Below are 20886 nucleotides of genomic sequence, written 5' to 3' on the forward strand. Positions count from 1 at the left end.
AGTCGAACACAAGAGCCATAGATCAGCCTCCGAGGACCGGCGCCCATGCGCACGCGGCAAGAGTGAAGAGGCAAACCGCCGCGACCATGCCGGCGAACCGCAGGGTTTCCTCGGCGATCACGCGCAGCGTTACGCGGTCTGTCGGATCGGGAAACGCGCGCATGGTCACGCCTCCGACTTGTCGAGGATGACGAGTGAGACACCAACGCCCGTGCCGCTTTCCTTGAACGAGCCGGCTGGCAAGTCACGTGCGCAGCCGCCGAGTTCCTCGAACCAGTCGCGGAACGCTCGGGCCTTGGCGTCTGAGCGGAAGAACGGCCCCGTCGACATGATCGCCACCAGCCGGCCGCCCGGCTTCAGCCATGAGAAGGCGATCCGGACATGCAGCATGTCCTGCCCCTTCTCGAAAGGCGGGTTCATGAGCACGCGGTCGTAAACAGGAGTCGGCTCCGGTTCCGTGAAGTCGTCGCCGATCAGGTTCGCGCCCTTCAGCTTCAGGACGTCCCGGAGCGAAAGCCAGCATTCGAAGGCATCGGCGTGCGCCTGCGGATAGGCGGCCGCGATCCCGTCGAGAATGGCGCCGCTGCCGGCCGACGGCTCGAGCACGCGGCACGGTCCGGCCGGCATGTCCGCCGCTTCCAGCATGTCCGCCACTATAGGGGCGGGCGTCGGGAAGTAACCCGGGATCCGGGCGAGCTTCAGAGCCTCGACCTTCGTCCGCAGCTCCTCGGCCGCGACATCGGCCGCCGACTTCCCGCCGAGCAGCACCCACAGCGCGCGCGCCTCTTCCGTGTTGTTCGCCGGCTTGTTCGTGTCGATTCCGGCATCGTAATAGCCGGCGCCGCTGCGATCGATGCAAGACCGCGTCAGCTCATGGATTGCCGCCTTGCTCGTCAGGCGCGCGAGCAGCACCGGAACCGTGCCGGCTTCGTGCATGTCTGCAAGCGCCCGAAGAGCGTCCCGCGTCCTGGTGAGGTGCCATCCGTCCATGCGAGCGCTCGCCGCTTCGCGCTGTTGCTTCGGCGTGTTAGTCCGGCGGTCTGCGAACTTGCCAGCGATTTCGGATTCGAGCTTGTCCGCCATCGCGCGGAATTTCTCGGCGATCTTGTCATTGCCGCGCGCTGCCGGCGCATCGGCCGCGGGCGCCGTGTCCGCCCTAGCGCCGGCAAAGACCTCGGCCGACGCGCGATCCCTGAACGCGAAGCCGCCCGGCGTCTTCCCCCAGGGTCGTGAATACCAGCCGCCAAGCGACTCCGCGCGATCTCGCAAGCGCTCGAATTCGTCACGCTCGACGCGATCCGCCAGGACCGCAACGAACATTTGAAAGCCCTTTTTCGTGTGAGTGTGTTCCTCGATCCGGATCCCGGCGGGCGTCTCGATCGGCGCCGCTGCCGCGACATCCTCGGCGAGGTGCCACTCGCCGAACGGTACAGATTCGGCGCCCTGGTAGAGGCGCACCTTGCGCACCTGCCAGCCGGAAGAGTGGCGAAATCCAGCCTTCAGATAGTATCCGCCGCCCATGCTGTATTTCTCGCGATGCTCGGCGCTCTCCGGCGCCGCGGCGAGCTCGGCGGTTTCCGGGAAGGTTGCAGCCGCCTTGCGCAGCTCCGGGAACAGGTCGCGTTTGTGCTTGGAAAACGCGAGGATGACGGTCCGCAGCGTCTTCGACCCGTAATAGTCGGACATCGAGTCGGAGTCGTCCTGGATCAGCTCGGCGACGATCACGGCTTGCGCACAGGATGGAACGCGGCCGACGGCGTCCGCTCTGAACTCGGCGACACGTTGGCGCGCGGCTTCCGCTTCAGCCATGCGCGCGGCGCTAGCGTCTGCCTCCATGCGCTCAATGCGTGCCCGGCGTTCGTCGACGTCATCGACAAGTGGAAGATTGGCGGCTGCCGCGCGGTCGAAGAACGGGCGCGCGATGCTGTCGGGAAGCTTCGACGTCCGTCCGCTTTCCCAGCATATCAAGTATGCTTCCCGCGTCCGCTGCAGGCCTGAGCCGCCGATTGTGAAGCCAGAAGCCTCTGGCTTCTCGATTGCGGCAACAAAGCCGCTGGTGCCGTACTGGTCGAGCGCCGGCGTGCCGATGGTAATGGTGTGCATCGTCGTCTTCCTGTCGTGGCGCGCCGTGCTTGGCGCTGTGTGTTCAGTAGAAGGCGCCCCGTCTTACAGGGCAAAGGACTCCATCTTGCGGGCGATCGCCGCCCGACGCTCGCCGCGACGGACACGCCCGCGCTCGCCCTTGGCGAAAGCGTCGTTGTCGTTGTCCGGGCGACGATGGTTGTCGTTGTGGTGCGTGCGCATCTGAATGTCCCTCCTGGTGCTGGTCGCCGTGATTGGCGGGGAAGTAGACGCCGCGATTGGCATCTGTCGTCAAAATGCGCCCGAATCACCTTGTGGTCAAGACGTATGACGGAAAAAAACGACAGCGGGATACTACGAGGGCGAGGGACATGCACGGCATTGCGCTCTATCACGCTGAAGCGCGCGCCCGCGCCGCAGCTCGACGACCTCAGTCGCTCGCCGCAGATCGCCGCGCCGCAGAGGGTCGCCCCGCCTGGCCTGGCATATAGAGGCGCCAGCCTCTCCCCACCTCCCAGCGTCCGCCCGCTTACGATGGCGCCCGTTCCCATAGGCTTCTGCCATCGCAGCCACCCAATGGCGTCCAGAACCGAGCGCGCGGCGACAGTAGGAGATAGGCGCTGATCTCGGTCAATGCGCGGGCAGCCTGTGGAAGCCAGCCCATCGCGGCCGAGGTCGACGACCAACGCCTAAAGCTACCGCCACGCGCAAATTCATTCCGCGTCGCTCCGACTGAATAAAAATGATCTTGCTGCGCAGACCCGTCTAGCAGCCTTCTCGTAGAACAGACCTACCGGGGAGCGGGTTAAAACCCGTCGAGGGGGACCGGACCGGTCGGGGCAGTCAGAAACTTCGGACTCCCAATCTCTCTGACGCAGTAAAAAAACGACAACTGCTGTGCCGGCATATTGCGGCTGACGGAAATTAACGGTAGCACTGGTGTCGTCTTAAACCGACGCCAGGGGCGGTCCATGTGGGATCCAGGTGAATTTGATACGGACTTTCGAGACGAGGATGATTTCGAGGCGGACGCTCGCCAGCAGGTGATCTCCTTGCTCGTGTGCCTGGTCGTGGTGCTCGCGTTGGTCGGGCTGGTCGTCTGGGTGCGATCGTGAGTTTGCCGCCTGTCGAGGCAGGTGGTGATGCAGTGCTGCCGCTGTTCCGGGTGCACGTCGAAATCGATGGCCAACGCACGGTGATCGAGAAGGCGACCAGCACGCCGGAGGAGGCGCGCCAAGCTGTCGCTGCCGAGCATCAGGGCAAGACGCTGCGGTTCGGGCCGACGAAGATGGGCCGCCAGAAGGTCGGCAAGCGCCGCAGGCGCCGGGCAGGGCGCTGATGGCGATCGATCTCAGCCGAACGAACCAGCGACTGCAGGGTCTTGCTCGAGTGATCGGGCCGGGCGTCGCTCCGAGCCGCTTCATCCTGCTGACGTTCGACCCGAAAGGGCCGGCCGGCTCCCAGACCAACTACGTCAGCAACATCGATCGGCAGGACGCCATCGCAGCGATGAAGGAGATCATCGCTCGGTGGGAGGGCCAGTCGCAGCAGAAGGGATCTGCATGATGGCCGACGGCACGAAGATCGAATGGACCGACGCGACCTCAGATGGCGGTCGGACCTTCCGGCGGGACAACAGAGACATCCGCAAGCTCAAGGCGTCTGATAAGCCGATCCGTCGGGGGTCGGCCGTGCTGCGCCAGCCACTCCCAAACATCTCGGTCGCGCTTGCTGCTGTTGCAGCGAAGGCAAGCTGGGACGATGTTCGCGGGCTCGGTCAGCCCGCCATGGCGAACGGCGATAACGTGATCCCAAGTTTTGGCTGGCTTGTCGCAGTAGGCGCACAGCCCATCGAACTCCTCCATGATGAGCGCGTGCGCGCTCGACGGGACCATCTCAACACCCCTGCTGCGCAAAACTGTCCGCGCCCTTCGTCTCTCGCGAAATTCTGGGCTCGTCGCGTATCGGTTGCGCATTTCTGCATTAGCGCAGGGCTGGCAAACGCCTTGTCGAGTCACCGTGCTCGACGGCAGCCACGCCTCGCATCCACGGCACCATGCCTGACCCTTATCGCGCGCCTGCTGCCTGTCTGTCTTGGAAGGTCCGGGAGCCACTCTCACATTCCGGCAAGGGCGGCAGACATAGGCGTGGCCGTCGAACCGCGTTCGATCTTTGGCGAATTCGGTCAGCGGCTTCGCTTCTCTGCAGCGGCTGCATTCCTTCGTGCTGTCGATCTGCCGCGGAATAAACCGGCCGTTTGCGGCACCGCGATTTTTGGAGACTCCCATGCTCTTTGATCGCACGTGGGCTCCTACTGAAGCAACGCTTTCGGCTCCGCTTTGCACTCGGAAGTCTTTCCGTTATGGCGTCTGCGCCCATGGCGACCTGTTCGCCGAGGGCGTCACCGACGCCATGCTCGACCGGATCTTCGCCGTCATGGCGCTCTGCCCGCAGCACACCTTCCAGGTGCTAACGAAGCGGCCGGAGCGGATGCGGGACTATCTGACTGACCCTCGATCGATCGGACGGATTGCGCGGCGTATCCTTGATCTATGGATCGGGGGCGAGAAGCATGCGCGCGCCGCTATGGCAGGCGACCGTTGGCCGGTACGATCAATCGGCGTCGTCGATGACCCTGATGACGTCACTGTAGACCTGCCCCTCCCGAACGTCTGGCTCGGCGTCTCCTGCGAGGACCAGAAGCGCGCCGACGAGCGCGTGCCGGTCCTCCTCGACACGCCGGCGGCAGTGCGGTGGGTCTCGGCCGAGCCGCTGCTCGGGCCGATCGATTTCCGTCCGTACCTTTGGGCCTCTGCAGACATCGGCGGGACAAGCTTTCCCATGCTGGACGGCCCCCGGCCAGGGGAGTTCATCGTGCCTGCAGAGCGGCTGCACTGGATCATCGTCGGCGGCGAGAGCGGCCCCGGCGCCCGGCCGACGAACCCGGAATGGGTCCGCGAGATTCGTAGCCAGTGCGACGATGCTGGTGTGCCCTTCCTCTTCAAGCAGTGGGGCGAATGGCTTGAGGTCGAGTGCGCGCGAGATACCCTCGGCGATGACGATCCACGGATCAGCGACGCACAGTGCCGACCTGGCGGGAAGGCTCGCCTTACTGTTCTAGGCGACAAGATTTTTGTCCGGGTCAGCAAGACGGCCGCAGGCCGGCTCCTCGACGGCGTGACGCATGACGGCTTCCCGGAGGTGCGCCGTGGTTAGCCCTCGCTCCATCTGGTGTTGCGGCTGCAACGCCGACGTCCTCGCACGGCTGACCAGCGGTCGGGAGATCTATCCCCATCGGGCCGACCTGTCTCGGTTGCCGTTCTGGCGCTGCGACGGATGCGGCAACTTCGTGGGGTGCCACCACAAGACCCGCGACCGGACGCGCCCGCTCGGATGCATCCCGACACCGGAGATCAAGAACGCACGCCAGCACATCCACCGCATCCTGGACCCGCTCTGGCAGAGCGGACGGGCGGATCGGAGCGAGGTCTATAAGCAACTCGCCGCGGCGCTCGGGAAGCAAGAGTACCACACCGCTGAGATCCGATCCGTTGAGGAGGCCAGGCAGGTCTATGCGGCCGTCAGGGTAATGGCCTCCCCAGCGCAGGAGGTGCGCCATGGATAAGCCGATCCTGTTCAGCGGGCCGATGGTGCGGGCGACCCTCAACGGGAGGAAGACGCAGGACCGGCGGACGATCAAGCGGCTGGCCGGATTTGGTCCGATCACTGAGTTCGGGACAAGCGATACCGCTGGCTACGACTGGCATTTTCGCGATGCCTGCAAACGATGGCACGACTTGCGCGATAGCAGACTGCGCAAGGTACTGCCCTACGCCATCGGCGACGCGCTGTGGGTTCAGGAGACGTGGCAAGGTCTATCCTTCGGCGACTACCTGCCGACGAAGAGCTCCGTCTGCGAAGTCCGGTACGCGGCTACAGATCCCTGCGCTGACCTTGACGCCGAGGCACGCGGCTATCCGTGGCGGTCGTCGATCCACATGCCGCGCGAGTTCTCCCGCCTGACGTTGATCGTCACCGACGTTCGGGTCCAGCGGCTCCAAGACATCAGCGAGGCGGATGCGGTCGCCGAGGGTGTCGAGTGCGACAGCGACGGATGGCGCGATTACCTGATGCCATCGACGCAGTGCTGCCAGACTGCGCGCGAGAGCTATCGCACCCTCTGGGACAGCATCAACGGCAAGCGCCCCGGCTGCGCATGGGCGGACAACCCATGGGTCGTCGCGATCAGCTTTGAGCCGCATCGCTGCAACATCGATGCACTGCCCGCCCCCGCCCATCAGCCGGCGGCACAGGAGACAGCATGAGCACGAGCGAGACTTTCACACGTGCCGTCGACACGCCGGCGCAATCGGCGGCACGCGCCTGGCTGGAGGACTATGGCATCCGCACGCGTCGCTACGTGGAGGGCGGCGGCGATCACCCAGCAATGCGGACCTTGCCTGAGGCGTTCGACGCCTACGCAGCCCGCGCCACCCCCGACCCGCGCATTGTCGAGCTGGAGGCGGAAGTCGAGCGGCTGCGGGAGGCGCTGAACAGGGCTGTGAGCCGAGGGTGCGATCACTGCGCGGAGGACATTCGCGCGGCCCGCGCCGCCCTCGCCCGTTCAACGAAGGGCAGCAGCCATGACTGACCTGCGATCAGTGGCAGAGGCCGCGCTTGAAGCGCTGACAGCGATCGCGCAAATCCACGAAGCAAACTTCGGACGCCAGGACGAGAAGCTGGCGGACATTAAGCCGCTCGCTCTCGGTGCCTTTGCCGCCCTCTCCAAAGCAATGATGGAACAGCCTGCGGAGGTCGACGCTCGCGACAGAACCCCGGCGTACTTCAAGGCGTGGCTCCCGAACTACCTCGACGAGCACGTCAGCAGCCTCAAGGGCATGTCTGCCGAGGACATCGCCGACGAGCACATCGACGCGGCTCGCGAAATCGCGGAGATGGCCGCGCAATGCCTCGTCGCTCAGCCGGCGCCCGCCCCTGTGGCGGTGAAGGCGCTGGAGTGGAACGATCATGGCGACGGAGACAGTTACGCCATCAGCGTCGTCGGCTCGTATCACGTGGCCCGCGAGCGGGAAGGCGGCTTCCCGTGGGATCTGCCGTGCGGCGAGGAGGGCTATGCAGCCTCCGAGGAGGCCGCAAGGGCAGCGTGTCAGGCCGACTTCGAGGAGCGCATCCGCTCCGCCCTCTCCGATGCGCGAGTGCCGGAGGGGTGGCGGCTCGTGCCGGAGAAGCCGACCGAGGCGATGATTGAAGCCGGCGGGTCAGTGCTTGTCGCTGGGCTCTCGACAGAAGAGGGCGCGGACATGGAAGAAGTGTACCGCACCATGCTCGCGGCCGCGCCCGCAGCGCCGCAGGAGCCGCAGCTATGAGCGGCGAAAAAGAATCGGTGTTCGAATGAGCGGCGGTTACTCCCATGGGGAGCACGAACCCACCAGGCCCTGCCCCTATTGCGGCACGATCTGCCGCGCCGACTTCGTCGACGTCGGTATCGGCTACACGCAGTGCGGACCCTACCACTGCGACAATTGCCTAGCCTCCGAAATCGGTCCTTACGACGAGAACCGACCGCTCTCGGAACAGGAGCGCGAGGCCGGCTGGTACGCGCCGGGTGCCGAACCGGGCTCGACGGCGAACGTGATCGGCGGCCGCATCGTTAGCCACGTTCAGGCCCGGGACACTTACCGGCGCGAGTTCGCGGGAAATCCCCTGCACGACGAGCCGGGCCATGTTGAGCAGTGGTGGGCCAAGCAGCGCGAGCGTCCGGCATGACGTTCGACGAACTCCGCGCCGAGAACGAGCGGCTGGGCGCCGAGCTGGACGCTGCGAGGAAGGCGCTGGGGGCGGCCCGCCGTGACGCGCTGGAGGAAGCGGCCGAGTTCGCGGAGCAGCGCTTCACCGATGCAAGCGGTCCCAACACCAAGAAGGGCCAGCCGTACATGCCGGGACCGGGAGCCGTCTATGCGGCGACGCTCGATGCAGACGAGCATGAAGCGACGATCACCCGAGAAACCGCAGCAAGCATCGCCACCGCCATCGCCGCGTTCGTGGATGCGCGGGTCGCGGCCGCCATCCGGCGGAAGGACGGGTGATGGCCTACGCCAAAGAAACCACCGTCTCCGTCGAGAAGACCGAGGCGGAAATCAAAGCCCTCCTGCGAAGGTATGGGGCGACGGCCATGATGGCGGGGGAGCAGCCGGGGCAAGCGATGATCGCTTTCGAGATGAAGGATCGCCGGATCGTCTTCCGTCTTCCGCTCCCCGATCGCGATGCGAAGGAGTTCCGGTTGGACGGCCGTGGCGCGGCGAGGACCGCTGATCGCCGCCTTGCCGCCTGGGAACAGGCTTGCCGATCGCGCTGGCGGGCGCTCCTGCTGTGCATCAAGGCGAAGCTGGAGAGCGTCGAGAGCGGCATCGAGAGCTTCGAACAGGCGTTCATGCCGCACATCATGCTGCCAGACGGATCGACCGTTTCCGAGCAGGTGCTGCCGCGGATCGCCGAGAGCTATCGCGACAACAAGATGCAGCCGCTTCTGCCGGCGCCGAAGGAGGGGTGAAAATGGGAGCATCTGCGCCGACAATCCAGCAGCAGGCCGATGAGGTTCTCCTGCGCGTGAAGGAGACTGAGGCCTTCATCGAGACGATCGAGAGGCCGGTCAAAGGGCGCCCGGCTCGCTCGCCGGAGGAAATCGCGCTGAAGAGATTGCGCCTCGAGGTGCTGCGTGCTGCCCATATGTCCCTTCAGAAGCAGGCGGACGCTCGAGCGAAGTTCACGCGGCCGGCTGCCTCCGAGCCGACCGACGCCACGCCCAATCAGAAAAACCTATCGGGCGGGATTGCGCGATAAGAGAAAGTGAGTCAGATAGCGACTCAGGCTGCTGAATTGCGTCCGAGGAACCCGCTCTCCAAGGCGGGTTCCGCATGTCAGGGGTGCCCGTGACCGTCCCTTCTTTCCGCCGCGCCAAGCCTCAGTCGCTACGGCCGCGCGCGCCGAAGCAGGCAAGGGAGCGTTTCAGGGGCTCGGCCCGGAGCCGCGGCTACACCACAGAGTGGGACAGGCTTCGCGACGATTACATCCGCGAGCGTCCGAGCTGTGAGGAGTGCCTGCGGCGCGGTTTCCTGCGGCCGGCGGTCGTCGTCGACCACATGGTGCCGATACGATGCGATCCGGCCCGCAGGCTGGACGCGAGCAACCTCGATTCCCTATGCGACGACCACCACAACGGGTGGAAGCGCAGGCTGGAGCAGTTCGCCGAGCAGACGCGCCAGGTGGAAATGCTGCCGATCTGGATCAAGCAGGCCGAGACGCGGCCGGCCGGATTCCAGATCACGCGGACGGGACCGATCAACGCCGATGGCACCTTCCGCTAAACCGATTCTGGTGCATGACGAGGATGACGAGAGCGTTGGCGCGAGCGTCTTGGCGCATCCGATCCTCAAGGAGATCCCGCCACCGAGCCTGCCGCTGAACGAGGCTGGCGTGGAGGCTTATGAAAGGTGGTCACGGACGCTGCAGGCGTCTGGCGCGCTGACCGAGATCACCCGCGAATGGGTGGAGATGCTAGCGATGGCGGTGCACGACCTCGCCGTCGCCCTCAAGCAGAAAAAGTCGCTCCGCTACCCGATGGAGCAGAAGGCCAAGTACCTTCGGAAAATCGAGAAGCTCGATGTCGGTCACACGCCTCAAGCCGGCGGCGCGACGGAAAACCCGTACGCCCATTTCGGTTTCGCGAAGCGCGCTCGACAGCGGCGCCACGGTTGAGATCGAGGGCAGGCGCTATCCCGACTATCCGGCGATGGCGCTTCGCTATGCGCGGGCGGTGGCAGACGGCCAGGTACCGGCGTGCCGGCTGATCATCCTCGCCTGCGAACGGTATCTACGGATGCTGTCGCGGTCATTTCAGGACGCGGAGGGCATCTACTTCTCGGCTGAGGATGCGATCGAGGCCTGCGCGTTCATCGAGACGCTGCACCATGTGAAAGGGACTCTGGCCGGCGAGCATTTTCGGATCGAGCCCTACCAGATGTGGATGGTGTGCGCGATCTACGGTTTCCGGTGGGACGCCGACGGTCTGCGGGTCGTGAACGATGTCTACGCCGAGCTGCCCCGGAAGCATGGCAAGTCGCTACTCGCGTCTGGCATCGGCCTCTACGAGACAACGGTCCTCGCGAACCAGGGGGACGACCTCTACATCATCGCGCCGAAGTTCGATCAGGGGCTCAAGATCCTCGAGCCCTACCAGAAGATGGTCGCGCACAACCGGCCGCTCGAGCAGATGTTCGGCATCCAGAGCACGAAGAAGGCGAGCTACGTCGAACGGACGGACACGCAGGTGGTCGTGCTTTCCTCGATCGGCGAGAAGCAGGACGGGCACGATCCGAAGACGGTGATCGGCGACGAGTTTCACGCGATCCCGGCGGACATCTACAACGTGATGCAGTCGGCCCAGCGCGCCCGCCCGGAGTCGCTGTTCCTGAAGATTGGCTCAGCTGGCCGGCACACGTTCGGCACGGGCTGGGACGAGCGCCGAGCGGCGATCGATACGCTGGAGGGGCGGACGAGCCGCCTGAACCTCTTCGCGGCGATCTACACGGTCGACCCAGAGGATGTTCGCGATTGGGACAAGGAACACGTCATCCGCAAGGCCTCGCCGGGCCTCGGCGTCTCTGTCGACCTGCGCAAGACGATGCAGGACGCTCAGGCAGCGAAGGCGAACCCGGCGAAGAAGTCAGAGTTCCTGCGCACGGCGCTGAACCTGTGGGGCTTCGGCGAGAACGTCCTGTTCCCGCCGGAGAAGTGGGAGCAGGCGTCGCGGCCGAGCATGCGGATCGAACACTGTCTCGGCTTGCGCGGCTGGGTCGGCCTCGACCTCGCCTCGCGCAACGACATGGTCGCCATGGTGGCGCTGTTCGAGCGCGAGACGGGCGATCTGGTGAAGACCGAGGACGGCTTCATCGCCGACACGGACCTATATGCCTTCGGTCGCTTCTACGTGCCGCAGCTCGGCCCTTGGGTCGAAGACGAAGATCTCGCCGGACCCTATCAGGCGTGGCGCGAGAAGGGTTGGCTGACGGTTACGCCAGGCAGCCGACACAATTATGCACAGCTCCGCCGCGACCTGTTCGCGCTCTTCGATGCAGGGCACGACATTCAGGCGGTGGTGATCGACGACCAGCAGGCGAACGAGTTTTTTGCCGCCCTGCAGGAAGCGAACAAGCCGGTGGTGGCCTACCGCAAGAATGCGTCGAACCACTCGGATCCGACGAAGGATTTGATGGCGCGAGTGAACGGCGAGGAGCAATCGCTCTTCCACGACGGCAACGGTGTGCTGGCATGGAACATGGCGAACGTGATCGGCGGCACTGACACCGCGGATCGCATCCTCGGGAAGAAGCCAGCACCGAACTCGACGCAGAAGATCGACGGGTTCGATGCGCTGGTGCAGGCGAACGCTGCTCGGCTGCAGATGGTCGAGATCAAGCAGCCGCGTGGACCGAACCCGATGGCGCAACGCGGCATGAGGATCCTCTGATGTCCGACGCGACCAGCACCAATATTGCCCGTGTCGATAAGGCGGCCGCTGGGGAGGGGGCACCACGGGTGCGCTCGATAAGTCAGGGCCCGTGGACGGGGGTTGAGCTCGGCGAGTTGTTCTCTAAAGGGCACTTCATCGCTGCTCGCCATTCGGACATCGTGCGGGTGAGTGTGTCGCTGGCGTGTTGGGAGGTGATCTCCCAAGACGTCTCCAAGACGCCCTTGGAACTTCGCCGCCGCACGCGAAATGGGTCGGTACTGGTGCAGCCGGAGGAACATCCGGTGGCGGACCTGCTCTGGCGCCGGCCCAGTGTCTATTACGGATGGAGGGAATGGCTCCGCATGGCGGGCGCCTACCTTGCCGCTGCCCGGATCTACTATGCGGCGGCGCGGCGCACACGCACCGGCCGCGTGCTCGAGGTGCAGGGCGTGCCGTCCGGCCAGGTCGAAACGCTCATGAACGTTGAGGCCGGCCGCTACTTCTACCGGGTGTGGCCGCAGACGGATCATGACCAGATCCAGTGGTCGTGGATGAGCGAGCCGCTTTCGTCGGACGACATCGTCCCGATGCGCCTGCGCTCGTTGAACGGGATCGATCCCATCGGAAACGCGGATGTGGCGCGGGAAGCGCTCGACCTGCTCGGCAAGATGAACGAGTACCAGTCGAACACCTTCAAGGGCGGCGGCGTCGGTGTAGTGGCGGTGACGTTCCCCGACGGTTTGGCCGACGAGCAGTATGCCCGGCTGAAGAATGATTTCCAGCAAGCGTTCGAGAAGGCGCGGGTGAACGGTACGCCGATCCTCTTCGAAGGCTCCGGCGGCGTCGTGCCGGAAGTGAAGCGGCTTTCGATGTCGGCGGTCGACCAGGACTTCGTGAAGTCGAACGTCGCGGCGATGCACGAAGTGCTGCGCTACTATCGGATGCCGCCGACGAAGGTCGGCATCTACGAGAATGTGAAGTACGACAACATCGACCCGATCAACCGGGCCTACGTCGATGACACGCTGGTCCCGGTCTTCGAGTGCATCGAGGACGCGCTTGATCAGTTGCTGGTCTCCAGTGAAGCTGACGCCGACCTCTTCTTCCGGTTCGATCGCGACTTCGCCTACGCGCAGGATCCGAAGACCAGGAACGAGATCGTCACGTCGCAGTGGAAGGCGGGGCTGCTCGAGCTCGACGAGGCGCGGGCGAAGCAGGGCCTGAACACTTACGGCGGCAAGGCCGGCCAGACGCGGATGATCAGCGGCAACTTCGTGCTGGTCGATCGACAGAACAAGGTTGTCATGCGCGCCGGCGGCAATGCGCCTGGCGCCGAAGGTGATCAGGCGCCGCAGGACGAGGCTGGGGCGAACGCCGGCAAGGAGCTGCCTGAGATCGGCCACCTCGTTCCCGATCGGCTGCAATAGGAGAGGCACATGCCCAAGTTCATCCGCGTCTCGGCCGATGAGGCTCAGACGGCGCGCAAGGATTCAATCGACGCCACCGGGACGCTGGTGAAGGGCGTGCCGATGACACCGGAGATCGCGAAGGCGGTCTCGTGGAACGCCGAGACCCGTTCGGCTCGGTTCGTCATGTCGGCGGAGGTGACCGACCGAATGGGCGATGTGGTTGTCCAGGAGGGACTCGACACGACGAACTTCACGGCCAACCCGCAGGCGCTGCTCTTCCACAATTCGCGGTCATGGCCGATCGGTAAATGGGTGGACGTGGAGAAGAACCTGACCGGGCGTCCGAAGCGGACCGAGGGCACGATGATGCTCCTGGCCAAGGGCGATGACGCCGATTCTGACCGCGCCGCTGTTCATCTCGCCGCGGGCACGATGCGGACCGTCAGCATCGGCTTCCGCCCCGATTGGGATGCGGTCGAAGCAATCCGCGACGACGAGGGCCACTTCACCGGGTACCGCTTCCTGCAGGCTGAGCTCTACGAGTGCAGCCTGGTGCCGGTGCCGGCGCTGCCGGCAGCGACCATGAAGGCGATTGCACCGGGCATGCTGTCGAAGGAGGCGCTTGAGCTGATCGAGATGACGCTCGACACTTTCGCGCTGGATCCCCGCACCGGGCTGGTCATCTCTCGCGACACGCTGGAGGCGCAGTACCGCCAGACGACCGGCGACCGTACGGCGATCGTCATCTCTGACGCGCAGATCGAGACCATAGTCCGAGGCGTGCGCGAAGGCCTGGTCGCTGCCGAGGCTCAGCGTGGCGCCGCGAAGCCGGCCAAGCCGACCGAGGAAGAGCAGGGCGTGGAAAAGCCTGATCCAGCGTCCGACGAGAAGCAGAAGACGATTGCGGTCGTGCGCGAGCACGCCCGGCAGTCGGCGGAACCGGGCCTGTGGTCGAAGCTCCTCGGCGCGCTGATGCCGAAGGAGAACATCCCGGTCGCGTGGCGCGATCCCGTCGTTGAGGATGCCGCCCCTCCTGAGCCCATCTCGCTCTCAGTCGAGGACAAGGCTGCGATCGACGAGCGCGTACAGAACCGAATCCGCGCCACCGAACGGCGCGTCACCGAACCGGCATAGCCGCCGGCGCATCGCCCGCAAGGGCATCACGGGGCCGTCCATGTGGGCGGCCTTTTTCTTTGGAACGAGGAGTTTTCTGATGCTCAAGGAGCTGAAGGAAAAGCTGGCGGCTGGCACTTCGCAGCTTGCCGTGCTGAAGGCAAAGGCGTTCGCGGACGGGGCGACGCAGGCGGATCTCGATGCGCTGAACAAGCATCTCGATACGCTGGACGTGATCGAGGAGCAGGTGAAGGCTGCCGAGCGTGCCGAGAAGCGTCTCGCCGATGCCGCCAAGCCGGCCGATGGCGGGCAGGAGCGCGGGTCGGCGCCGGCGCAGGTGAAGGCGCCGAACACGGCTGAGGAGAAGCTGGCGCTGGCCTGCCAGTCGCTCTTTCTCGCCAAGAGCGAGTATGGCAGCACCTCGGCGAAGAACGTGCTGAAGGCGATGCAGGAACTCGGCTACGGCAAGGCCGCCGACGAGTTCGGCGCGATCAACAAGGCCAACACCACCCTGACCGGCGCGTCCGGTGGGTTCCTGGTGGCCGAGAACTTCGACCGCACCTTCATCGACCTGCTCTACGTGCAGTCGAGCTTCATGGCGGGCAACCCGCGGCGAATCCCGATGCCGGAGGGCAACTATCGGCAGGCGGGGGCGCTGACCGGCGCGACGGCGCAGTACCGCGGCGAGGGTGACGACATCGCGACGTCGAATCCCACCTTCCGCTCGATCGACATGAGCGCGCATCTGCTGTCAGCGATCGTGCCGGTGACCAACCAGCTGCTGCGCTACTCGCTTAACGAGGCGGGGTCGTTCATCCGCGCGGACGGTGCCATGGCGATGTCGCTGAAGATGGACCAGATGGCCTATCTCGGCTCCGGGACCGGCGATGTCCCGACCGGCATCATGAACCTGTCGGGCATCAACAAGATCGCAGTCGCCTCGGCCACGACCGCCACGCCGACCCTCGCGCAGATCGAGGCCGATGCCAACAAGCTGCTGGGGAAGATCAATCTGTATCCCGCACTCGGCATCGGCGCCGAGTGGCGCTTCGCGCCGCGCTCCTGGCTCTACCTCAGCACGCTGCGCAACGTGAACGACGAGCTCGTCTATCCGGAGATGGCGAACGGCATGTGGCGCGGTCTGCCGGCGCGCAAGGCGGGCACCTTCCCGACGAACCTCGGCGCCGGGACGAACGAGACGTACATCGCACTCATCTCGTTCGGGTCGGTGCTGTTCGGCGAAGCGAAGGGCCTCTCGATCGACATCTCGAGCGAGGCGTCCTACCGCGACGGCAACGGCGACCTGCAGTCGCTGTGGTCGACCGACTCGACCGGCTTCCGCTTCATGATGGAGCACGACTTCGACGCCCGCTACGTCGAGTCCGTAAACGTCCTCACCGGCGTGAAGTTCTGACGAGCCTGCTGGCCGGCTTCCGGGCCGGCCTCCTCTGAACGAGGCGCGGCTCAGCCAGCCTCATCTCCACACGGAGCTGAAAATGAAGATGGTGAAGAGCACCGGGCTCGTCCCGGTGAAGTTTCTGCGCGCGAATGGCCCCTATTCGGAGGGTCAGATCGCCGGCCTCGATCCGGCCATGGTCAAGCGGCTGAAGGCCGGCAAGACGGCGGTGATCGAGGAAGTCGCGGCCGAGAAGGGCGTCGAGACGGTGACGGTCGACGACGAGTCGCTGCAGGCGGTCCCCGAGACGCCGGCGCTGGGTGGCGATCGCCATCTGCCGCCTCTCGCCAGCGACCGTCTGCCCGGTCGCAACCGCCTCAGCGAGACCGAGATCCTGACGCCTTCCGCTGCACCGGAGGCGCCCGACAGCCCGAAGGCGGCCGAGGATTCGGACAAGGCGACGGTCGACGATCCCGAAGCGCACGATGACAAGACGCCGGCCACGCCGCCGGCGCCGCCGCTGCCGACCCGCAAGACCAAGTAGCGGTCCAATGACCGCCAAGAGCAACTGGCCCGGCCGTCGTCGATCGATGGCCGGTGCATACCATTCGACGGACATGCAGGCCGACCGCGGCGACTACCGCGCGCCGCAGCCGCGCGAGGAGACAAAGAGCGATGCACCTCACCAGGATCGCGCCTCCCACCGTGCTCAGCGTGAGCGTCTCGACCGTCAAGGCAAATAAGCGCGTCAGCCACACTTCGGAGGACACGCTGATCGAAGGCTGGATCCGAGCCGCGGAGGAAATCATCGAGCTCGGCACCAATCGATCGATCATGGAGCAGACCTTCAAGCTCACGGTCAGCATGGTGCGTCCGACCGTCACGCTCTTCCGCCCGCCCATGGAAGGCGAAATCTTGAGCATCGTGTCGGCGAAGACGACGATGGGCGGCTTCACCACCGATCTGGACGCCTCGGCAGCGACGTTTGGTGTGGAGTCCATGCTGCCGATTGTGCGCTTTGACGAGGTGCGCGAGATCGACAGCGGGTCAATGGAGATCGTCTACAAGACCGGCGTCGCCGATCCGCAAGCGGTTCCTGCCGGTGTGAAGCAGGCGGTCCTGCTGCTGGCCTCGCACTTCTACAGCAATCGCGAAGAGGCGACCTTCGACGCACGAGCCCGCGGCATCGGCAAGGCGATCCCTTACGGGGCCGAGCACTTCATTTCGCGCTATCGGATCCCGAACGCGAACATGCCGGTGAACGAGGCGGTCTGATGGACGACGCGGCCGGCGAGCGGAACACCGAGGTGCTGGTCGAGCAGTCTGTGGACGTGCGCGTCGATGGCGTGCCGACCGAGGAATGGTCCACCGTCACGACGTTGTGGGCGCGCGCCGAGACACGGCAGGCCGACCAAGTGATGCGCTTTGGCGTCGAGCTGTCGCGCAAGGTCTACTCGCTGCAGTTCGCCTGGATGGACGGCATAGCCGTCACCGACTTCATGCGCCTGCGCATCGGCGGCAAGGTGTTCGACATCTCGTCGATCGACCGGGACGAGGACTTGAAGCGTCGCGTCACGGTGATCGCCGTGGAGAGCGAGGCGGATCCGGCACGCGCCCGGGAGGAGTGGCGGCAGAAGATGCGCACCGGCGAGATCGTCGTGCTGCAGCGAAACGACTTTGACGCAGGCGCACAGGAGGAGATGGTGCGCGCCATCGTGAGCGGCTACTCGGCGGACGAGGTCGTCGGCGGCGTAGACGTCGGGGACCGCAAGATTCAGATCTTCGCCGAGGACGTCACCTTCGCCGACGGCATCCGTGAGGGCGATCAGATTGTCCTCCGCCCAGTAACGCCGTCGGCGCGAACGCTGCGGGTGGCTAGCGTCGACGACTCGACCCACCGCGTCTCTGGCATCCTTCTCGCTTACGAGCTCGTGGCAACGGGTGCTTGATGGCGCGCTCCGCAGTCTCTCGCGTTGATCCGTTCAGCCGCCAGGTGGCGGCTTTCATGGATGACGTGGTCTCGCCAGAAGGTCGGGCGAAGCGGCTGGCGGATGTGGCGCGTGCGGAGGTCGATATCGCGCGGCAGACGAACAATCGCGTCGCCGGCGCCGAGGTGCCGTTCGATCAGTATGTGGACGGACGGAAGGGCGCGCCGGTCGAGACGGTTCGCGCTGGCGGTCTGGTGTTCGCCGAGTGGCGTTTCCTCGGCGAGGTACTGCAGTGGATCAGCGCCGCGCTGGTGGCTGCCTCGCCAGTGCGGAGCGGACGCTTCTCGCAATCGCACCTCCTGATCATCGACGACGTCGAGTATGATCCGAAGGGCGCCCTGCCGGAGACTTTCGACGAGGCCGTGTTCGTCAACTCACAGCCGTATGCGCGCAAGCTCGAACGCGGGCTTTCGGCTCAGGCACCGCAGGGAGTGTTTCAGGCCGTCGCTGCCGTGGCGGATCGGCGCTTCGGCAATCTCGCCGACGTCAGGTTCAGCTTTCGTCCGCTCACCGGCGCGTCCGCGCTGAACAACTGGGCGGAGCGTACCACGATGTTCAAGGTGGGCCGGCGCCGGATGAGCGATCGCGAGCGGCACGACTGGCTCCGCCGGCAGCCCTCGATTTCTGTGAGATCGTACTGATGGCCCATCCGATCGTCGACCAAGCCTTCAGGGCCCAGCTTGAGTCGAGCTTTAGCGGCTGCCAGATCTATCCCGAGGGAATGGCGACCGCGCCGACTGACGGCAGCGCCTTCCTCGTTCTCCAGTTCCCGTTCTCCACGAGCGAGCAGATCTCGGTCGGCGATCCGGGAAACAACGTCTATCGGGAGGAGGGGGCCGCTCGCTTCGTTCTCAGCGTGCCGCGGAACCGGCCGGCCATCGAGAGCGGGCGGCAGTGGGCCGCCGAGATCGCCAACCTCTTTCGCGGCAATCGCTTCGACGGGGTGCTCACCTTTGCGCCCACGTCCCCGGTGACGGACGATGAGAACGACACCGGCAGCTACTACCGCTTGGCGTGGGTCTGCCCCTACCAGTTCGACCTCTTCGGGTAGAGCGCTCAGCGCCTTCCGCAATCGTAAGCCCTGGCTGCCCAGCCGGGGCTTTTTCGTATCTGCGCCCTGGGCAAGCGCATCCCTCAGATGGAGCTGACCGAAATGGTTGGTATCAACTCGAGCAAGACGCGCCTGGCCTATGTGCCGGAGGTGACGTGGGGCACCACGCCGGCGACCCCGGCCTTCAAGAACCTGCGCTTCACCGGAGAAGGTCTGAACGCCGACAAGGAAACGGTCACGTCGAACGAGATCCGGCCGGACCGGAACGTGTCGGATGTGATCCAGGTGGGGCGCTCGGCGGCTGGCAACATCAACGCGGAGTTCAGCTACGGCACCTTCGACGCGCTCTTCGAAAGCGCGCTCGGCGGCGCCTTCGCGACCGACGTCCTGAAGAACGGTATCCTGCAGAAGGCCATGACCTTCGAGAAGACGTTCAAGAAGGCGGATGGCTCGAGCGTCTTCCACCGTTTCCCGGGCGCGGTGGTCAACACGATGCAGCTTTCGGTGACGTCGAAGCAGACCATCGGGCTCGTCTTCAACGTGATGAGCAAGGGGGTGGCTGCCGCCACGACTGCCATCACGGGCGCGACCTACGCGGATGCCAACAGCAACACCGTGCTGTCGGCGGCGACAGATTTCGCGAGCCTGACGATGCCCGAGCTGTCCTCCGTCCCGATCATCAAGGGGCTGACGATCAACACGACCAACAACCTCCGTCAGCAGGACGGGGTCGGCTCCATCGACTCCTACGGCATCGGCGACGGCCGCTTCGAGGTGACCGGGTCGCTCAACGCCTACTTCGAAGGCGGCGGGCTCTACGACGCCTTCATCGACCACTCGGCGCTGTCGCTGAGCTTCACGCTCGGCACTGCGGCGGGCTCCCGCTATACCGTCGTCCTGCCGAAGGTGAAGATCACGAGCGGCACCATCACTGCGGGTGGGAACGATCAGGAGGTCATGGCTGACCTGAACTTCCAAGCGCTCTACGCCGACGGCATCGCCGCGACGATGCAGATCACCCGGGCGGTCTGACGATGGGCGAGAAGATGACCGTGCTCGCCGGCTTCAGCGAGTATGTCGACGGCGTCGAGGTGCATCACGCCAAGGGCGACGAAATCGCGGTTCCCGCGGAGCGCGCCGAACAGATGCGCGAAGCCGGGCTCGCCCGCTCCAAGCCGTCGCCGAAGGCTTCCACGAATCCCGATAAGGCCGGCTGAGGCCGAACCCTTCTGCGCAGAACGGCGGCCGGGGGGTTCGGGACTCCGGCCGCCACCTTCCCGAACAAGGACCGAAGACATGAACCTGTATGAGCAGTTCTCGACCGATCAGGATGCGGAGAGCGGCCGCGGCATCAGTCTCCGCTACGGCGAGGGCATCAACATCACGATCCACCGGGCAGGCGGTGCCAATCGCAAGTTCCTGCGGCGCTACGAGGCGAAGACGAAGCCGTACACGCGGCAGATCCAGAACGGCACGATGGATGAGGAGGTGAGCCGTCAGCTGATGGCCGAGCTCTACGCCGAAACCGTGATCGTCGGATGGGAGGGCGTCACGGATCGTGAGGGGAACCCGCTGCAGTTCAATGTCGAGAACGCGACGAAGCTTTTGCTGGACCTCCCGGAACTCTTCCGCGACATCCAGGGTGCCGCCCAGGACCGGTCGCTGTTCCTCGCCGACGCCGCAGAGGCCGTCGAGGGAAACTAACCGAGAGCCTGCGCTGGCTCCTCCAATGGGGCGCGCAGGCTGACTGGTTCGCAGATCTCGCTGCAGAGGGGAAGCCGACGCAGGCTTGGCTGAACAGGACCGAAGCGCTGCCGCATCTCGCATGGCTGATGCAGGCGTTCTTTGACCTGTCGGCCTCGCGCTCGCTCGTCATGGGCGGCGAGGGGCCGATCCCTCTTTCCGAGATCCTCGCCTACTGCCAGATGTTCGGCGTCAACGACGTCGACGAGCGGGGAGACTTCCTCCGCGTGATCAGGGCGATGGACGAGGCCTATCTTGAGGAACGGCACCGGCAGCGCGAGGCCGCCGAGGAGACACCGCAGAGATGATGCGCCATGTGTCGGGTCGACTACGGCGCCTTCCAGCCCGACGCCTCGCAGAGATCAAGTTGCGCCCGAGCCTCTAGGAAGTCGCCGCCTTCACGGACCTGAAGGAGCGCGTTCGAGCACTCGTCGTTGAGCCTCTGATCCAGCAGAGCTCGACGTTGATCATCGGCAGTGACCTTCGCCTGCTGTCGATCCAAGAAGAACCCGCCGGTCGCAGCAATCACCGCGATGCACGCCGCCCCGATAAGAAATCGAAGAACCATTGCCTTC

Annotated in this window: 32 protein-coding genes; 26 read left to right on the forward strand and 6 right to left on the reverse strand. The window is 65.2% G+C overall.

Annotation, left to right across the window (positions count from 1 at the left end; genetic code table 11):
• Positions 1-22: 22 nt before the first annotated feature.
• The 3 genes from NPA30_RS05800 to NPA30_RS05810 all read right to left on the reverse strand — a co-directional run bounded on the left by NPA30_RS05800 (position 23) and on the right by NPA30_RS05810 (position 2304).
• Positions 23-163, reverse strand: coding sequence for a hypothetical protein (locus NPA30_RS05800; protein ID WP_256801402.1), 141 nt, complete (start codon positions 161-163; stop codon positions 23-25).
• A 2-nt stretch (positions 164-165) separates the two neighbouring features.
• Complete coding sequence (locus NPA30_RS05805) at positions 166-2103, reverse strand: DNA methyltransferase family protein (protein WP_256801403.1); 1938 nt, start codon at positions 2101-2103, stop codon at positions 166-168.
• Between the two features lie 63 nt (positions 2104-2166).
• Positions 2167-2304, reverse strand: a complete 138-nt coding sequence (locus tag NPA30_RS05810; protein WP_256801404.1) for a hypothetical protein — start codon at positions 2302-2304, stop codon at positions 2167-2169.
• Between the two features lie 925 nt (positions 2305-3229).
• Between NPA30_RS05810 and NPA30_RS05815 the strand changes: the two genes are divergently transcribed.
• Positions 3230-3421: a hypothetical protein gene (locus NPA30_RS05815; RefSeq protein WP_256801405.1), complete on the forward strand. Its 192-nt coding sequence runs from the start codon at positions 3230-3232 to the stop codon at positions 3419-3421.
• Positions 3421-3648, forward strand: a complete 228-nt coding sequence (locus NPA30_RS05820; protein WP_256801406.1) for a hypothetical protein — start codon at positions 3421-3423, stop codon at positions 3646-3648. Before NPA30_RS05815 ends, NPA30_RS05820 begins: the two co-directional genes overlap by 1 nt.
• 38 nt (positions 3649-3686) lie before the next feature.
• On the opposite strand, the gene NPA30_RS19600 is transcribed toward NPA30_RS05820, so the two are convergent.
• On the reverse strand, positions 3687-4370 hold the full coding sequence (locus NPA30_RS19600) for an HNH endonuclease (protein ID WP_372338747.1): 684 nt from the start codon (positions 4368-4370) through the stop codon (positions 3687-3689).
• Between NPA30_RS19600 and NPA30_RS05830 the strand changes: the two genes are divergently transcribed.
• The 13 genes from NPA30_RS05830 (at position 4369) to NPA30_RS05890 (ending at position 13038) form a co-directional block, all read left to right on the forward strand.
• Positions 4369-5298, forward strand: coding sequence for a DUF5131 family protein (locus tag NPA30_RS05830; protein WP_256801408.1), 930 nt, complete (start codon positions 4369-4371; stop codon positions 5296-5298). The genes NPA30_RS19600 and NPA30_RS05830 overlap by 2 nt on opposite strands.
• Positions 5267-5707 carry a zinc-finger-containing protein gene (locus NPA30_RS05835; protein ID WP_256801409.1) on the forward strand — a complete coding sequence of 147 codons (441 nt, stop codon included), beginning with the start codon at positions 5267-5269 and terminating at the stop codon, positions 5705-5707. The genes NPA30_RS05830 and NPA30_RS05835 overlap by 32 nt, the downstream gene beginning before the upstream one ends.
• Positions 5700-6407: a hypothetical protein gene (locus tag NPA30_RS05840; protein WP_256801410.1), complete on the forward strand. Its 708-nt coding sequence runs from the start codon at positions 5700-5702 to the stop codon at positions 6405-6407. The genes NPA30_RS05835 and NPA30_RS05840 overlap by 8 nt, the downstream gene beginning before the upstream one ends.
• Positions 6404-6733: a hypothetical protein gene (locus NPA30_RS05845; protein WP_256801411.1), complete on the forward strand. Its 330-nt coding sequence runs from the start codon at positions 6404-6406 to the stop codon at positions 6731-6733. The genes NPA30_RS05840 and NPA30_RS05845 overlap by 4 nt, the downstream gene beginning before the upstream one ends.
• Positions 6726-7469: a hypothetical protein gene (locus tag NPA30_RS05850; protein WP_256801412.1), complete on the forward strand. Its 744-nt coding sequence runs from the start codon at positions 6726-6728 to the stop codon at positions 7467-7469. Before NPA30_RS05845 ends, NPA30_RS05850 begins: the two co-directional genes overlap by 8 nt.
• A 25-nt stretch (positions 7470-7494) precedes the next feature.
• Entirely contained in the window at positions 7495-7869 is a 375-nt protein-coding gene (locus NPA30_RS05855; protein ID WP_256801413.1) for a sortase family protein, read from the forward strand.
• Positions 7866-8189 (forward strand): hypothetical protein, encoded by a 324-nt coding sequence (locus tag NPA30_RS05860; RefSeq protein ID WP_256801414.1) that lies wholly within the window; start codon positions 7866-7868, stop codon positions 8187-8189. Before NPA30_RS05855 ends, NPA30_RS05860 begins: the two co-directional genes overlap by 4 nt.
• The gene (locus tag NPA30_RS05865; RefSeq protein ID WP_256801415.1) at positions 8189-8653 is read left to right on the forward strand and encodes a hypothetical protein; all 465 of its coding nucleotides are present in this window, start codon (positions 8189-8191) and stop codon (positions 8651-8653) included. Before NPA30_RS05860 ends, NPA30_RS05865 begins: the two co-directional genes overlap by 1 nt.
• Positions 8654-8655: 2 nt before the next feature.
• A complete protein-coding gene (locus NPA30_RS05870; protein WP_256801416.1) occupies positions 8656-8943 on the forward strand; it encodes a hypothetical protein in 288 nt (95 codons plus the stop codon).
• Positions 8944-9026: 83 nt separating this feature from the next.
• Positions 9027-9467, forward strand: coding sequence for an HNH endonuclease (locus NPA30_RS05875; RefSeq protein ID WP_256801417.1), 441 nt, complete (start codon positions 9027-9029; stop codon positions 9465-9467).
• On the forward strand, positions 9451-9858 hold the full coding sequence (locus NPA30_RS05880) for a hypothetical protein (protein WP_256801418.1): 408 nt from the start codon (positions 9451-9453) through the stop codon (positions 9856-9858). The genes NPA30_RS05875 and NPA30_RS05880 overlap by 17 nt, the downstream gene beginning before the upstream one ends.
• Positions 9859-9892: 34 nt before the next feature.
• Positions 9893-11629: a terminase large subunit gene (locus tag NPA30_RS05885; RefSeq protein ID WP_256801419.1), complete on the forward strand. Its 1737-nt coding sequence runs from the start codon at positions 9893-9895 to the stop codon at positions 11627-11629.
• Entirely contained in the window at positions 11629-13038 is a 1410-nt protein-coding gene (locus NPA30_RS05890) for a phage portal protein (protein ID WP_256801420.1), read from the forward strand. The genes NPA30_RS05885 and NPA30_RS05890 overlap by 1 nt, the downstream gene beginning before the upstream one ends.
• A 44-nt stretch (positions 13039-13082) precedes the next feature.
• On the opposite strand, the gene NPA30_RS05895 is transcribed toward NPA30_RS05890, so the two are convergent.
• Positions 13083-13205 (reverse strand): hypothetical protein, encoded by a 123-nt coding sequence (locus NPA30_RS05895; RefSeq protein WP_256801421.1) that lies wholly within the window; start codon positions 13203-13205, stop codon positions 13083-13085.
• Between NPA30_RS05895 and NPA30_RS05900 the strand changes: the two genes are divergently transcribed.
• From NPA30_RS05900 to NPA30_RS19670, 11 genes are all read left to right on the forward strand, one after another.
• On the forward strand, positions 13204-14154 hold the full coding sequence (locus NPA30_RS05900; protein WP_256801422.1) for an HK97 family phage prohead protease: 951 nt from the start codon (positions 13204-13206) through the stop codon (positions 14152-14154). The two genes, NPA30_RS05895 and NPA30_RS05900, sit on opposite strands and share 2 nt — an antisense overlap.
• Before the next feature lie 79 nt (positions 14155-14233).
• Entirely contained in the window at positions 14234-15547 is a 1314-nt protein-coding gene (locus NPA30_RS05905; RefSeq protein ID WP_256801423.1) for a phage major capsid protein, read from the forward strand.
• An 82-nt stretch (positions 15548-15629) separates the two neighbouring features.
• Positions 15630-16073: a hypothetical protein gene (locus NPA30_RS05910; protein WP_256801424.1), complete on the forward strand. Its 444-nt coding sequence runs from the start codon at positions 15630-15632 to the stop codon at positions 16071-16073.
• A gap of 131 nt (positions 16074-16204) precedes the next feature.
• Entirely contained in the window at positions 16205-16804 is a 600-nt protein-coding gene (locus NPA30_RS05915) for a head-tail connector protein (protein ID WP_256801425.1), read from the forward strand.
• Complete coding sequence (locus tag NPA30_RS05920) at positions 16804-17478, forward strand: phage head closure protein (RefSeq protein WP_256801426.1); 675 nt, start codon at positions 16804-16806, stop codon at positions 17476-17478. Before NPA30_RS05915 ends, NPA30_RS05920 begins: the two co-directional genes overlap by 1 nt.
• A 56-nt stretch (positions 17479-17534) precedes the next feature.
• Entirely contained in the window at positions 17535-18158 is a 624-nt protein-coding gene (locus tag NPA30_RS05925) for a hypothetical protein (RefSeq protein WP_256801427.1), read from the forward strand.
• A complete protein-coding gene (locus NPA30_RS05930) occupies positions 18158-18568 on the forward strand; it encodes a phage tail terminator-like protein (protein ID WP_256801428.1) in 411 nt (136 codons plus the stop codon). Before NPA30_RS05925 ends, NPA30_RS05930 begins: the two co-directional genes overlap by 1 nt.
• Positions 18569-18670: 102 nt before the next feature.
• Positions 18671-19600: a phage tail tube protein gene (locus tag NPA30_RS05935; RefSeq protein WP_256801429.1), complete on the forward strand. Its 930-nt coding sequence runs from the start codon at positions 18671-18673 to the stop codon at positions 19598-19600.
• A gap of 2 nt (positions 19601-19602) precedes the next feature.
• The gene (locus tag NPA30_RS05940) at positions 19603-19785 is read left to right on the forward strand and encodes a hypothetical protein (RefSeq protein ID WP_256801430.1); all 183 of its coding nucleotides are present in this window, start codon (positions 19603-19605) and stop codon (positions 19783-19785) included.
• A 79-nt stretch (positions 19786-19864) separates the two neighbouring features.
• Positions 19865-20272, forward strand: a complete 408-nt coding sequence (locus tag NPA30_RS05945; RefSeq protein WP_256801431.1) for a hypothetical protein — start codon at positions 19865-19867, stop codon at positions 20270-20272.
• An 8-nt stretch (positions 20273-20280) separates the two neighbouring features.
• A complete protein-coding gene (locus NPA30_RS19670; protein WP_456238253.1) occupies positions 20281-20619 on the forward strand; it encodes a phage tail assembly chaperone in 339 nt (112 codons plus the stop codon).
• Positions 20620-20639: 20 nt separating this feature from the next.
• Here NPA30_RS19670 and NPA30_RS05955 read toward each other — a convergent pair whose 3' ends face one another.
• Positions 20640-20879, reverse strand: coding sequence for a hypothetical protein (locus NPA30_RS05955; protein WP_256801433.1), 240 nt, complete (start codon positions 20877-20879; stop codon positions 20640-20642).
• Positions 20880-20886: the final 7 nt, after the last annotated feature.

The sequence above is a fragment of the Mangrovibrevibacter kandeliae genome (assembly GCF_024519155.1).
In the GTDB taxonomy this organism is placed as follows: domain Bacteria; phylum Pseudomonadota; class Alphaproteobacteria; order Rhizobiales; family Rhizobiaceae; genus Mangrovibrevibacter; species Mangrovibrevibacter kandeliae.